12 protein-coding genes and 1 pseudogene are annotated in these 12,906 nt (G+C 68.0%); 5 read left to right on the top strand and 8 right to left on the bottom strand.

Features of this window, described 5'->3' with window-relative positions:
- Window positions 1-24: 24 nt before the first annotated feature.
- On the bottom strand, window positions 25-2,568 hold the full coding sequence (gene pheT / locus QFZ52_RS04850) for a phenylalanine--tRNA ligase subunit beta (protein ID WP_307496497.1): 2,544 nt from the start codon (window positions 2,566-2,568) through the stop codon (window positions 25-27).
- 2 nt (window positions 2,569-2,570) lie between these two features.
- Entirely contained in the window at window positions 2,571-3,632 is a 1,062-nt protein-coding gene (pheS, locus tag QFZ52_RS04845) for a phenylalanine--tRNA ligase subunit alpha (protein WP_307496496.1), read from the bottom strand.
- A gap of 87 nt (window positions 3,633-3,719) precedes the next feature.
- On the opposite strand from pheS, the gene QFZ52_RS04840 reads away from it, so the two are divergent.
- The 3 genes and pseudogenes from QFZ52_RS04840 to QFZ52_RS04830 form a co-directional block, all read left to right on the top strand.
- Entirely contained in the window at window positions 3,720-4,136 is a 417-nt protein-coding gene (locus tag QFZ52_RS04840) for a hypothetical protein (protein WP_307496495.1), read from the top strand.
- 34 nt (window positions 4,137-4,170) lie between these two features.
- The gene (locus tag QFZ52_RS04835) at window positions 4,171-4,809 is read left to right on the top strand and encodes an SIMPL domain-containing protein (RefSeq protein WP_307496494.1); all 639 of its coding nucleotides are present in this window, start codon (window positions 4,171-4,173) and stop codon (window positions 4,807-4,809) included.
- 125 nt (window positions 4,810-4,934) lie between these two features.
- Window positions 4,935-5,931, top strand: a pseudogene (locus QFZ52_RS04830) (Rv2578c family radical SAM protein); the annotation flags it as partial.
- A 449-nt stretch (window positions 5,932-6,380) separates the two neighbouring features.
- On the opposite strand, the gene QFZ52_RS04825 reads toward QFZ52_RS04830, so the two are convergent.
- Entirely contained in the window at window positions 6,381-6,812 is a 432-nt protein-coding gene (locus tag QFZ52_RS04825) for a (deoxy)nucleoside triphosphate pyrophosphohydrolase (RefSeq protein WP_307496493.1), read from the bottom strand.
- A 151-nt stretch (window positions 6,813-6,963) separates the two neighbouring features.
- On the opposite strand from QFZ52_RS04825, the gene QFZ52_RS04820 reads away from it, so the two are divergent.
- The gene (locus tag QFZ52_RS04820; RefSeq protein ID WP_373425626.1) at window positions 6,964-8,199 is read left to right on the top strand and encodes an MFS transporter; all 1,236 of its coding nucleotides are present in this window, start codon (window positions 6,964-6,966) and stop codon (window positions 8,197-8,199) included.
- A 135-nt stretch (window positions 8,200-8,334) separates the two neighbouring features.
- Here QFZ52_RS04820 and QFZ52_RS04815 read toward each other — a convergent pair whose 3' ends face one another.
- The 5 genes from QFZ52_RS04815 to infC form a co-directional block, all read right to left on the bottom strand.
- Window positions 8,335-9,252: a cation diffusion facilitator family transporter gene (locus tag QFZ52_RS04815; protein WP_307496492.1), complete on the bottom strand. Its 918-nt coding sequence runs from the start codon at window positions 9,250-9,252 to the stop codon at window positions 8,335-8,337.
- Between the two features lie 124 nt (window positions 9,253-9,376).
- Complete coding sequence (locus QFZ52_RS04810; RefSeq protein ID WP_307496491.1) at window positions 9,377-10,291, bottom strand: TrmH family RNA methyltransferase; 915 nt, start codon at window positions 10,289-10,291, stop codon at window positions 9,377-9,379.
- Window positions 10,292-10,307: 16 nt separating this feature from the next.
- Window positions 10,308-10,688: a 50S ribosomal protein L20 gene (gene rplT, locus QFZ52_RS04805; RefSeq protein ID WP_066217310.1), complete on the bottom strand. Its 381-nt coding sequence runs from the start codon at window positions 10,686-10,688 to the stop codon at window positions 10,308-10,310.
- A 92-nt stretch (window positions 10,689-10,780) separates the two neighbouring features.
- On the bottom strand, window positions 10,781-10,975 hold the full coding sequence (rpmI, locus tag QFZ52_RS04800) for a 50S ribosomal protein L35 (protein WP_066217308.1): 195 nt from the start codon (window positions 10,973-10,975) through the stop codon (window positions 10,781-10,783).
- 133 nt (window positions 10,976-11,108) lie between these two features.
- Window positions 11,109-12,116 (bottom strand): translation initiation factor IF-3, encoded by a 1,008-nt coding sequence (infC, locus tag QFZ52_RS04795; RefSeq protein ID WP_373425625.1) that lies wholly within the window; start codon window positions 12,114-12,116, stop codon window positions 11,109-11,111.
- 396 nt (window positions 12,117-12,512) lie between these two features.
- Here infC and QFZ52_RS04790 point away from each other — a divergent pair, with 396 nt between their 5' ends.
- Window positions 12,513-12,890: a DUF1844 domain-containing protein gene (locus QFZ52_RS04790; protein ID WP_066217307.1), complete on the top strand. Its 378-nt coding sequence runs from the start codon at window positions 12,513-12,515 to the stop codon at window positions 12,888-12,890.
- Window positions 12,891-12,906: the final 16 nt, after the last annotated feature.

Raw genomic sequence — 12,906 nt, 5'->3', positions numbered from 1 at the left:
CAGTCGATGGTGGTGCGGGAAACGTCAGCGCTGGACGGCCCCGAAACGCTCCGCCGCGAGCGCGACCGCCGAGGCACGCGCCTCGGAAGCCTCGTCAGCGGTCAGGGTGCGGTCGTCAGCGCGGAACCGCAGACCGAAGGCGAGGGACTTCTTGCCCTCCGGAATCCCGGTGCCCACGTAGACATCGAACAGCGCGACATCCTCCAAGAGCTCACCGGCTCCTTCACGCAACGCGTCCTGAACGGCGGCGGCCGGCTGATCGCCGTCGACGATCAACGCCACATCCTGCGTCGCCACCGGGAAGGTGGAGATCGGCTTTGCCACCACGACGTCGGCCGCGGCGTCGAAGAGGACATCGGCATCGATCTCGAACGCGACCGTACGGGCCGGCAGGTCGAGGGACTTCACGAGCTTGGGGTGGAGCTCGCCCGCGTAGCCCACGAGGTCCCCGGACCGCAGACGCAGCACGGCGGTGCGGCCGGGGTGGAAGGCCTGGTGCGCGCCCTGTTCCACCACGAGTTCGACGCCGAGGACATCGGCCACGAGCTGTGCGGCATCGACCGCGTCGGCCCAGTCCCAGGCACGCGGGGCGTGACCCGGCCCGGCGGGGCTGTCCTTGCCCGTGAAGACGCCGGCAAGGTGCTGCGGCTGCGCGGGGATGCCCTGGTTCAGCCCGTCCAACACCTCGTCAGAAGGCTTGGCACCCAGCGGCGGGATGCCTGCGGAGCCCAGCTCACCTCCCGGGAGGAACACCAGACCCGCTTCATACAGCTCCAGGTCACGGAAACCACGCGAGATGTTGCGTTTGGCGGTGTCGATCAGGCCCGGGAGCACGGAGGTCCGCAGCCAGCCGAACTCCTCGCTCAGCGGGTTGGCGAGCTTGATGGCAGGCACCGCGGCACCGGCCTCCGGCGTTCCGAACACGTCATTGGACGCCTTCGTGACGAACGGGTAGGCGAGAACCTCCACCAGACCGGAGTCCGCGAGGGCCTGCATCACGCGACGGCGCTGCTTCTGGACGCGGCTCAGGCCCCGTCCGGGAGGCGCCACCGGAAGGGTGGCAGGGATCTTGTCGTAGCCGACCAGGCGGGCGATCTCCTCGGAGAGGTCCTCCTTGGTCTCCAGATCATTGCGCCAGCTCGGAGCCGTGACGGTCCAGCCGCCCTCGGTTTCGGTCACGGTCGCGCCGAGGTCCGTCAGGCTGTTCACGATCTGCTCGGTGGTGTACTCCACCCCGATCCGTGCGGAGACGAAACCGGACGGCAGGAAGATGTTCACCGTCTCCGGGGCCGTGCCCACATCAGTGCCCGCCTCGTCTGCGGTCCCACCGGCGAGTTCCACGAGGAGATCCACCACGCGCTGTGCGGCGACGGGCGCCAGGTACCAGTCGACACCGCGTTCGAACCGCTTGGACGCTTCGCTCGGCAGCTTGTGGCGACGGCGGGCCCTCGCGATGGAGATCGTGTCGAAGTGGGCCGCCTCCACCAGGATGTCTTTGGTGCTCGCGGACACCTCGGTGCGGGCGCCGCCCATCACGCCGGCGATCCCGATCGCTCCGGAGTCGTCCGCGATGACCAGGTCCTCGGCGTCGAGCGCACGGTCCTTCTCATCCAGCGTGAGGATGCGCTCGCCCGGGAGGGCACGGCGCACCACGATGCCGCCCTCGAGGGTGTCGAGGTCATAGCAGTGGTTCGGCTGCCCGAGCTCCAGCATGACGTAGTTGGAGATGTCCACCGGCAGGCTGATGGAACGGATGCCGGCAAGCCGGAGCCGGGAGACCATCCACTGCGGGGTGGGACGGCTGGCGTCCACGCCGCGGACCACGCGGGCCACGAAGCGGTCGCAGCCGGGCACACCGTAGATCGGCGCCTGGTCGGACAGCGTGACCGGGTAGCCCTCGGCGAGCGTCGACGGCACGGAGACCTGGGAGGCCGGATCGGTGAAGGCGGTGCCGGTGGCATGCGCGTACTCACGGGCCACACCCCGGATGCTGAAGGCGTAGCTGCGGTCCGGGGTCACGTTGATCTCGGCCGCCTCGTCGGTCAGACCGAACAGTTCGAGGGCGTCGGTGCCGAGCTCCGGGTCCAGGCCGAGGGTGGACAGCACGATGATCCCATCGTGCTCATCCCCCAGCCCCAGTTCGCGCGCCGAGGCGATCATGCCGGCGGAGACGTGACCGTAGGTCTTACGCGGCGAGATGTGGAAGTCACCCGGCAGAACGGCGCCCGGGAGGGTCACCACCACCTTGTCACCCTCCACGAAGTTGTGGGCGCCGCAGACGATGCCCTGGATGCCGGAGGGCTCGATGCCCTTGCCGTCCAGCGTCTGCTCCTGGCCTTCCGGGACCACGCGGACCTGGCACCAGTTGATGGTCTTGCCGTTGCTCTGCGGTTCCTTGACGAGGGACAGGACCTGACCCACCACGACGGGGCCGGAGATCGAATCGGCCGGACGGTGCACGTCCTCCTCTTCGAAGCCGACGCGGACCAGATCCGCCATCAGGTCCTCGGAGGACGCGCCTACAGGGAGCTCCGTGTACTCACGGAGCCAGGAAAGTGGAATGCGCACGCTTAGATCTCCATCCCGAAGTGCTCGCTGAAACGAATGTCGCCCTCGATCATGTCCCGCATGTCAGGAACTTCATTGCGGAACATGAGGGTGCGCTCGATGCCCATGCCGAACGCGAAACCGGAGTACACCTCCGGGTCGATCCCGGCCGCGCGGAGCACGTTCGGGTTGACCATGCCGCAGCCACCCCACTCGATCCACTGCGGACCGCCCTTGGCGCCCGGGTGCCAGATGTCGAGTTCGGCGCTCGGCTCGGTGAAGGGGAAGTAGTTGGGGCGCAGCCGGATCTTGGCTTCCGCGCCGAACATCTGCCGGGCGAAGTGCTCCAGCGTGCCGCGCAGGTCCGCCATGGACAGACCCTTGTCGACGGCCAGCCCTTCGAACTGGTGGAACACGGGCGTATGGGTGGCGTCGACCTCGTCTGTGCGGAACACCTTGCCCGGGCACAGCACGTAGACCGGCAGTTCGCGTTCCAGCATGGAACGGACCTGGACCGGCGAGGTGTGGGTGCGCAGCAGCAAGTGGGCCTCCGGGGGCTCCACGAAGAAAGTGTCCTGCATCTCGCGCGCCGGGTGGTCCGGCTGGAAGTTCAGGGCATCGAAGTTGAACCACTCGGACTCGAGCTCAGGGCCTTCCGCGATCTCCCAGCCCATGCCGACGAAGATGTCGCAGACCTGCTCCTGGAGCACGGAGAGCGGGTGCCGGGCGCCGGCACGGCGACGGCGCGGCGCGGCGGTGACGTCCACGGTCTCCTCGAGGAGGATCCGCGCGTCGTTTTCCTCCTCCAGCACCACGGTGCGGGCGGCGAGCGCCTTGTTCACCTGTCCGCGGGCACTGCCGATGAGCTTGCCGGCGGCGCTCTTCTGATCCTTGGGCAGATCGCGGATGGCCGCGTTCGCCTGGCTCAGGGGTGATTTCTCACCGGTGTGCGCCAGCCGTGTGGTCTTGAGTTCCTCAAGATCGGCGGCCTCCTCAAAGGCTGCCAGGGCTTCTGCGACAGCGTTCTGGAGAGCGGCCTCATCCAACGGGCTGGGGGCCATGACTTCCTTAGTGGTCTCAGACATGTACCGTGTTTTCGGGTCGAAGGGGTGGTGATGGGCCAATCATGGCCCTGCACAAGTCTAGTACGCAGGCCGTCGTAGGCTGGGCCCATGTCTGGCATGTGGAAAACCCGGGCCGCCCTCAACTGGGTGAACCTGAGCACGCCCCTCGGCCTCGCCGTGGCGCGGGCCGCACGCTGCGCCGTCGACCGCGGTCCGGAAGGCCTGTGGCTGGCCCGAGACTACCCCTGGGCATTCCCCACCGGAGGCGCCTTCACCATAGGATCCGTGATCCTCTCGCGGCCCGGTCTGCGCGTCGAGAGTGATGCACGGCTGCTCGCCCACGAGGCTCGGCACTCCTGGCAGTACACGGCCTGCCTGGGCCTGCCCTTCCTACCGCTTTACGGCCTCTGTGCCGCGTATTCCGTCTGGCGGACCGGCAGTCCGGCGCTGTCGAATCCATTCGAACGGGACGCGGGCCTTGAGGCGGGTGGCTATATTGGGCCGCAGGACCAGGATCGGTTCTGACCGCTCCCTTCGGGGACACGACGAGAGGAACGGCATGGAATCACCGACACGGACCATCTCCGTCACCGGGCACGCGAGCGCCCCCGCGGTGCCGGACGTCGCGACGGCTCACCTGAGCATCGAAACACTGGCCGGCACGGTGGAGGAGGCGTTCGCCCAGTCCGGACGCACCATGGACGCACTGCGGGACGCCCTGCACTCGTCGGGCGTCGAACCGCGCGACATCGCCACCACCGACCGTTCACTTCGCGCCGAGCGGAAATGGCGCGACGGGCACGACGACGGCCTGCTGGGCTACGTCGCACGTGGCACGGTGCGCGTGACGCTCCGCTCCCTGCCCGCCGCGGCGGGGATCCTGCAGAGCGCCATCGCCGCCGGAGGGGAACAGGCCCGGCTCGAAGGATTCTCCCTCGACGTCTCCGATCCCACCGCGGTCCGGTCGCAGGCGCGGGAGGCCGCCTGGCAGGACGCCCTCGCCCGGGCGTCCCAGCTCGCGGCATCGTCGGGTGTCACGCTCGGCCACGTCCTCCGCATCGAGGAAGGCTCCGCCGGTGGCGGGCTTCCTCCCATCGCCTTCGCCCGGGTCGCTGCCGCACCGCAGGCGGACGGCGCCATTCAGGCGGGCGAACAGGACGTCCAGGTGTCGCTCAGCGTGTCCTGGTCCGTGGACTGAAGCGCCCTCCCGGCGCGCGCTTCCGCACCTCGAGGTGAACGCTCTCCGGTGATCACACCCCCTTGATCGCACCCTCCCTGAGCGCACCCCTTGAACTCCGTTCGAACATATGTTCGAATACTTGCATGAGATGGAACGCACAGGCACTCCAGCCGGCACTGGTGGACACCGCCACTGCCCCGACGGCCGCCCCACTGTTGCCGATGGCAGGCCTGCTGCGTTCCATCTCTACGCCCGAGTTCGCGGGGATCACCTTCCATGAGGTCACCGCGAAATCGGTGCTCAACAAGGTCCCGACTCAGTCGACCATGCCGTTCTCCTGGACCATCAACCCCTATCGGGGCTGCAGCCATGCGTGCGTGTACTGCTTCGCGAGGAAGAGCCACACCTATCTGGACTTCGACTCGGGCCTCGACTTCGATTCGCAGGTGGTGGTCAAGGTCAATGCGGCGGAGGTGCTGCGGGCCGAACTGGCCCGCCCGTCGTGGAAGCACGATCACGTGGCACTCGGCACCAACACGGACCCGTACCAGCGGGCCGAGGGGCGGTATCAGCTCATGCCGGGGATCATCGAGGCGCTGGCCGAGTCCGGCACCCCGTTCTCGATCCTGACCAAGGGAACGCTCCTGTCCCGGGACATCCCCTTGCTCCGCGAAGCCGCCCAGGCGGTGCCGATCGGGCTCGGGATCTCGCTGGCGATGATGAACGAGGAACTTCAGGCCGCTATCGAACCGGGGACCCCCGGTCCGCGGGCCCGCCTGCGCCTGGTGTCCCGGCTTCGCGAGGCCGGGCTCCCGTGCGGCGTCATGGCCATGCCGATCCTGCCCTACTTGAGCGATTCGGACGATGATCTGGACGCCCTGTTCTCCTCACTCGCGGCGGCCGGGGCCACGGGGGTCACCGCCGGCGCGCTGTACCTGCGACCGGGCACCCGCGAGTGGTTCATGTCCTGGCTGGCCCGCGAACACCCCGCCTTGGTCGGGAAATACCGTCGGCTGTACGCTGGCCCGAAAGGCCAGGGCTCATACGCCGATCCCGGCTACCGGAAGTGGCTCGCCCAGCGGGTCGCCTTCTTCAAGAGGAAGCACGGCTTCCCGACGTCCAACGGGTTCGCGCATTCCGAGCTGCAGCAGTTCGAAGGGCAGCAGGCCGAAGGGCAGCAGGCCGAAGGGCAGGACTCTTCACCTACGTCCGGCCCAGCCCTGAACCGGAAGGTGCCTGCAGGGCTAGCCGCGGCCCGCAGCACGGACGGCGCGGTCACCGAGTACCACCCGGACCCGCGGGTCGAGGAGGCCCGCTACCCCGAAGGCAGCATGGCGTCCCTGAAGAACTGGACCCCGCCGTCGCAGGTCAAGATGTCACAGAGCAGCCCGGCACAGAGCAAGCCGGCCCAGAGCAGGCCGTCGCAGGCCGGCACGAACGGCACCGGCCAGGCTCCCACCGGCGTCACGTCACGGTTCGCCGGTCCGCCGACGTGGCGCACCCGCTGGAACCCCGCGGGGATCGGCGCCCAGGAGATGCTCCCGGCCCCCGGCTCGGAAAGAGGTCACCGGCTCCCCGGACGGAGCCTGTCAGGAACCGTTCGCCCGGCGGAGGACGGCGTCCACGATCGGGAAGTCCGCCGGAATCCACGGCAGGGCGTGCAGGGCGCCCTCTTCTAGGGGAATCCACCGCAGTTCATCGTGGTCCTCGAGCGCCTGCGGCTCGCCCTCGCTCACCTCCGCGAGCCACACCCTCATGGTCGCCTTCTCGTTGAGCACCCAGCCGTGCTCAGCACCGGACAGGACTTCGGGTCCCAGCACCACCGAGATCCCGAGTTCTTCACGGAGTTCCCGGTGCAGAGCAGCCTCCGGTTCCTCACCTGGTTCGACTTTTCCGCCGGGGAACTCCCAGAGCCCTGCCAGGCTTGCGGGGGCGCTGCGCCGGGCACAGAGCAACGAACGGGGCCGGGTGAGGGAATCCAGGACGGCGGCGCCGACCACGAGGCGAGGTGCGATAGTCATCGCGGACCAGTCTAGGTCCCTCCTTCGCGGCAGGTCACGGCGCGCGGAGGCGGAAGGAAATAGCGCCCAGGGCTCTCACGTTGCGACAATGGAAACATTGGTCCCGACGTCGTGATCACAGACCAGCCCACCCCTCAGTCAAGGACCCTCCGTGACCACCTCTCCCCCGGCCGGGACCATCGCACGTCCTCGCCTCACCTCCGCCGCCCTCACCCGGGCGATCGTCGCCCTCGCCATGGGCGGCTTCGCCATCGGCACCGTGGAATTCGCCATGATGGGCCTGCTCCGGGAAGTCGAGCATGGACTGCACCTGACCACGCCCCAGGCGGGAACGCTCATCTCGGCTTATGCCCTGGGCGTTTGCGTGGGCGCTCCCCTCCTGGCGGCCTTCGGCGCACGGCTTCCGAGGAAGCGCCTCGCCATCGGTCTCATGCTGTTCTACGCCGTCGCCAACGCGTCCAGCATGCTCGCGGACAGCTACGGCGCCATGGCCCTATCGCGCTTCATCTCCGGCCTGCCCCACGGCGCGTATTTCGGCATCGCGGCGGTGATCGCGGCGTCTCTCGTGCCCGCCACCAAGCGTGGCTGGGCCATCTCCATGGTGATGACCGGCCTGACCGTGGCGAATGTCATCGGCGTCCCCTTCGCGACGTGGCTCGGCCAGAACTTCGGGTGGCAGCTGCTCTTCGCCCTCGTCTCGGTGATCGCCCTGCTCACGGCGGGGGCCATCGCCCTCTTCGTGCCGTTTGAAGCGAGCACCCCGGGCGCCAGCATCCGTCGGGAGCTCGGCGCCCTCAAGCGCGTTCAGGTGTGGATGGCGCTGCTGATCGGCACCATAGGGTTCGGCGGGTTCTTCGCCACCTACACGTACATCTCGCACACCATGACCGAGGTGAGCCATCTTCCGGAGAGCCTGATCCCGCTGGTGGTCGCCATCTACGGCCTGGGCATGGTCATCGGAACCATCGTGGGCGGGCGCCTCGCGGACAAGTCCGTGATGGGTTCCATCTACCGTGCGCTCATCGCGATCGCCATCGCCTTGGTGCTCTACACCGTGGCCGCTCCGTGGGCGCCCGCGGCCCTGATCATGGTCTTCGTGGTCGGCGGCATCGGTTCGCTCCTCACCACTCCCCTGCAGACGCGTCTGCTGGACGCTTCCCCGGACGCCCCCAGCCTGGCGTCGTCGCTCAATCACGCCGCACTCAACCTGGCGAACGCGGCCGGCGCCTTCCTGGGCGGCGTCGTGATCGCCCTGGGCTACGGCTACACGGCACCCGCCCTCGTGGGCGCGGTCCTCGCGCTGCTGGGCCTCGGCGTGGCGCTCACGAGCGGACGACTGGAGCGCCGCTTCCCGGTGCAGTCGGTGCACCACGACGTCGAACACTGAGCACCCAGCACTGAGCACCAAGCACTGAAACACCAAGCACTGCGCACCCGACGCCGGACGATCCCGCGACGGAGACGGCGAAGGCCGGGCCTCATGGCCCGGCCTTCGCCGTGTGACGGAGTTTCCCGGCCTCCGTCAGACGGCGGCGCGGTAGATGTCCGGTTCCAGATAGATCACCCGCGCCGTGGGGACGGCGGTGCGGATCCGGTTCTCGGCGTCGTCGATGGCCTGGGCGATCGCTGCGCCCGTGGCGCCTTCCGGGACACTGAACTTCGCGGCCACCAGCAGTTCCTCCGGTCCGAGGTGCAGGGTCTTGAGGTGGATGATGCGGGTGCCGTCCTCCTGGATGGCCCGCTCGATCGCGGCCACATCCGTCGCGGTGGCGGACTCGCCGATCAGCAGCGACTTCGTCTCGAGCGCGAGGACGATCGCGATGGCCACAAGCAGGAGACCGATCATCGCGGTGCCGAGGGCATCCCAGACGCCATTGCCCGTCACGAGCGTCATGGAGACGCCGAAGAGGGCGAACACGAGACCGATGAGCGCACCGAAGTCCTCGAGGAGCACCACGGGCAGCTCAGGCTGCTTCGCGTTGCGGACGAACCGCACCCAGCCCTGACGGCCACGGATGTGATTCGCTTCGCGGATCGCGGTGCGGAAGGAGAAGCCTTCGGCGATGATCGCGCCCACCAGGACGGCGAGCGGGACCCACCAGAACGGCCCCTCGATGCCGTGCGGATCGTGGAACTTCTCGTACGCCTCATAGAGGGCGAACAGACCACCGACACTGAACAGCACGATCGAGACGATGAACGCGTAGATGTACCGCTCGCGCCCGTACCCGAAGGGATGTTCGGCATCGGCGGCACGCTTGGCACGCTTCCCGCCGAGCAGGAGCAGCAGCTGGTTCCCGGAATCGGCCACGGAGTGGATCGCCTCGGCCAGCATCGAGCTGCTGAGAGTGAAGGCGTACGCCACGAACTTCATCGCGGCGATGGCGAGATTCGCGGACAAAGCGGCCACTACGGCCTTGTTTCCGCCACTTGCGGACATGATTCCCCTTGAATGAGTTGGAGTGACAAATCATTCCAAGGCTAGTCGCACGCGGCGGATCCCGGGGACGGAACGAGATCTTTGACGCCCCGTGGCACCGGAGAAGGCCAGGCCGGAGCGGTGCTCAGCGGCGCTGTGCGCGGGCGCTGGCGTAGAGACAGACCGTCGCAGCGGTGCCGAGGTTCAGGCTTTCCGCCGAACCGTAGACGGGGACCGCCACCCGGTGGTCGCTCAGGGCGAGCTCCTCGGGGGCGAGGCCCTGGGCCTCATTGCCGAAGAACCAGGCGGTGGGTGACGCCAGATCGTACGACGGCGCCTGCTCACCGGACAGGGCAGAGGCACCGGACGCTCCGAGGCGGCGAGCCGCGCTGGCGTCCTGCAGCTCGTCCAGGTCCAGGGAACCGTAACCGTCAGCCGCCAGGATGCAGATCCCCCGCTCGGCACAGCGCGCCGCGAGATCCTCGACGTCGACGCCGGTCACCACGGGCAGGTGGAAGAGCGAGCCGGCGGTTGAACGCACGGCCTTGGGGTTGTAGATGTCGACGCTGGAGCCGGAGTAGATCACGGCGTCCGCACCCGCGGCGTCCGCGGCCCGCAGGACGGTGCCGGCATTGCCGGGATCCCGCACCTGGCACAGCACCGCGAGAAGGCGCGGGCCGGCGTCGAGCACTTCGTCCAGAGGGCGGTGCAGAAAGCGGCAGACGGCCACGATGCCCTGCGGATTGACGGTGTCGGCCATGGCGGCCAGCACCTCGTCCGTGGCGATCCTGGTCCGGACGCCTTCGGCGCCTGCGGCGAGTTCCGGGTAGCGGTCGAGACAGGCCTGGCTGGCGTACAGCTCGGTGACCAGACCCTCCTCCCCCCGGGACAGGCGTTCGCGGTGGGCCACGAGGGCTTCACGCACGGACTGCGGTCCTTCGGCAAGGAACAGACCCTGCCGGGAACGCGCCGAGCGCCCCGCAAGCCGGGCCACGTCTCTCACCCGGTCGGCCCGGGGATTGGACATGATGGCGGCTTGGGGGCGCTCGGAAAAGCTCACGCTGAGAAGGACTTACTTAGTTCTTCGGGGCGGAGGTGTCAGCCGGCAGGGCGTCCTTGGCGAGCTTCACCAGAGCGGCGAAGGTGGCGGCGTCGGACACGGCCAGCTCGGCGAGCATACGGCGGTCAACCTCGACCTCAGCGGCCTTGAGGCCCTGGATCAGACGGTTGTAGGTCAGGCCGTTGGCGCGGGACGCGGCGTTGATGCGCTGGATCCACAGGCGGCGGAAGTCGCCCTTACGCTTACGGCGGTCGCCGTAGCTGTAAACGAACGAGTGGAGCAGCTGCTCCTTGGCCTTACGGTACAGGCGGGACCGCTGGCCGCGGTAACCCTTGGCGCGCTCAAGAACAACCCGACGCTTCTTGTGGGCGTTGACCGCCCGCTTCACACGTGCCACGTGCGTACTCCTTCAATCATTGGCCCGCTCGGCTCGCCCTCTCGGGCGGCTCAGGGCCTTAAGTGGTTGGCCATCCGGCCGGGAAATGGAACTTAGAGGCCCAGCATCTTCTTGATGACCTTGGCATCGCCCTTGGCGACGATGCGGTCGCCGGCCAGGCGGCGGGTCAGGGTGCTGGGCTTGTGCTCCAGGTAGTGGCGGCGGTTGGCCTGCTGGCGCTTGAGCTTGCCGCTGCCGGTCAGCTTGAAGCGCTTCTTGGCACCACTGTGGGTCTTCATCTTCGGCATGGGGACCGATCTCCTTACGTTGCCACAGGCCCTGGCGGGCCTGCGAATCACATTCCGGCATCCTGACGGAAGCCGTTGGGCTTTCCGCCCTGAGCCCTCGTCATCGGAGGGCCGTCGGGCGAAGGACGGGTGTCTAGTTGGCCTTGCGGGCACCGGGCTTGGGAGTGCCCGGCTTCGGCATGGACGGCTTCGGCGCGGCAGCAGGCTTGGCAGCCGGCTTCGGCGCCGCGGCAGGCTTGGCAGCCGCAGGCTTGGCAGCCGCAGGCTTGGCCGCGGCGGGCTTGGCAGCCGCAGGCTTCGCAGCCGGCTTCCGCTCCTCCACCGGGGCTTCCTTCACGGGAGCCTCTTCGACGACGGCTTCCTCGGCCGGAGCCTCCTCCACGGGAGCCTCCGCGACGGGGGCTTCCTCGACAGGAGCCTCTTCGACGGAGGCTTCCTCGACGGGAGCCTCCACGACGACGGCCTCGTCAGCTGCGACGTCTTCGAGCGGCGCTTCCACCGCTACGGACTCGCTCGCCTTCAGAGCCTCGGCGAGCTGCTCGCCGAGGTTGTTGCTCAGCGGAGTGGCGTTGTCCGTGTCCACACGGTCCGACTCGGCCTGGGCCTTGGCCTCGTTCTGAGCCTTGGCCTCGGCACGCTGTGCGGCGCGACGGGCTTCGGCCTTCGCTTCGGCCTTGTTCTTGAGCGGACCGATCACCATGACCATGTTGCGGCCGTCGATGCGCGGGGTGGACTCGATGACGCCGACCTCGGCCACGTCTTCGGCGAAGCGCTGGAGAAGGCGGATGCCCATCTCGGGACGCTGCTGCTCACGGCCACGGAACTGGATCATGGCCTTGACCTTGTCACCGGCGCCGAGGAAGCGCAGCGCGTGACCGCGCTTGGTCTCGTAGTCGTGCTTGTCGATCTTCAGGCGGAACCGGATTTCCTTCAGGACCGTGTTGGTCTGGTTCTTCCGGGCCTCGCGTGCCTTCACCGCGGCTTCGTACTTGTACTTGCCGAAGTCCATCAGCTTGCAGACAGGCGGCTTGGCCTGAGGCGCAACCTCAACGAGATCAAGGTCTGCTTCTGCGGCCAGACGGAGGGCGTCCTCGATGCGGACGATACCCACCTGCTCACCGGCTGGGCCGACCAACCGCACCTCGGGGACGCGGATACGCTCATTGATACGTGGATCGCTAATGTGTAGCTCCTGTTGCTCGTTGCCTTGTTCCACTGGCAATGAGAAAGGCCTCCTCTTGCCAGTGCAAGCGGAGGCCTCAGGAAACTGAGTCGGACAAAGATCACAGTGCCGGAACATCACCGGAGTGATGGCCCTGCACAGGACTGCCGTCCTATTCTGACCCGGCGACCTTCAGTGTCCTGTTCCGGGGGCCTGAGCCCCTGGCCGAACGGCGGTCGACGCGGGTGGGAGAAATCTCCACTTGCAAACTAAGAGTAAATCTTACACGACTCCGGCACACGAATGCGAACGGCGCGCCCACACAGTGCTCGCGTCGGGTAACGACTCCCAGTTGGTCTGTGCCAAGCTTATCAAATGAGCACTTTTGAACACGAAGACCACGGCACCGCTGCGGGCGACCCCGCCGCCGGGCACACCCGCGACATCGCCGAAGTCCCCGCGGTCGAGGTCATCTCCACCGCGGCCGTCCACCTCATGAGCGCCGCCGCCGTGAAGCTCGGCCTCGCGGACGATCCGAACGCCGAGGACCTCAAGGACCTCGACGAGGCCCGCAAGCTCATCACCGCGCTGGCAGGCTTCATCACGGCGGCCGCCCCGGAGATCGGCTCCCAGCACGCCGGCCCGTTGCGTGACGGCCTGCGCACCCTGCAGCTCGCGTTCCGCGAAGCCTCCCTCATCAAGGATGAGCCCGGCAAGGGCCCCGGCGAGAAGTTCACCGGCCCCGTCAACTGACGCGGCACATCCATCA

This window comes from Arthrobacter woluwensis (assembly GCF_030816155.1).
Lineage (GTDB): Bacteria > Actinomycetota > Actinomycetes > Actinomycetales > Micrococcaceae > Arthrobacter_E > Arthrobacter_E woluwensis_A.
Note: the sequence above shows the minus strand (reverse complement) of the source record. Positions and strands in the feature narration are given on the sequence as shown.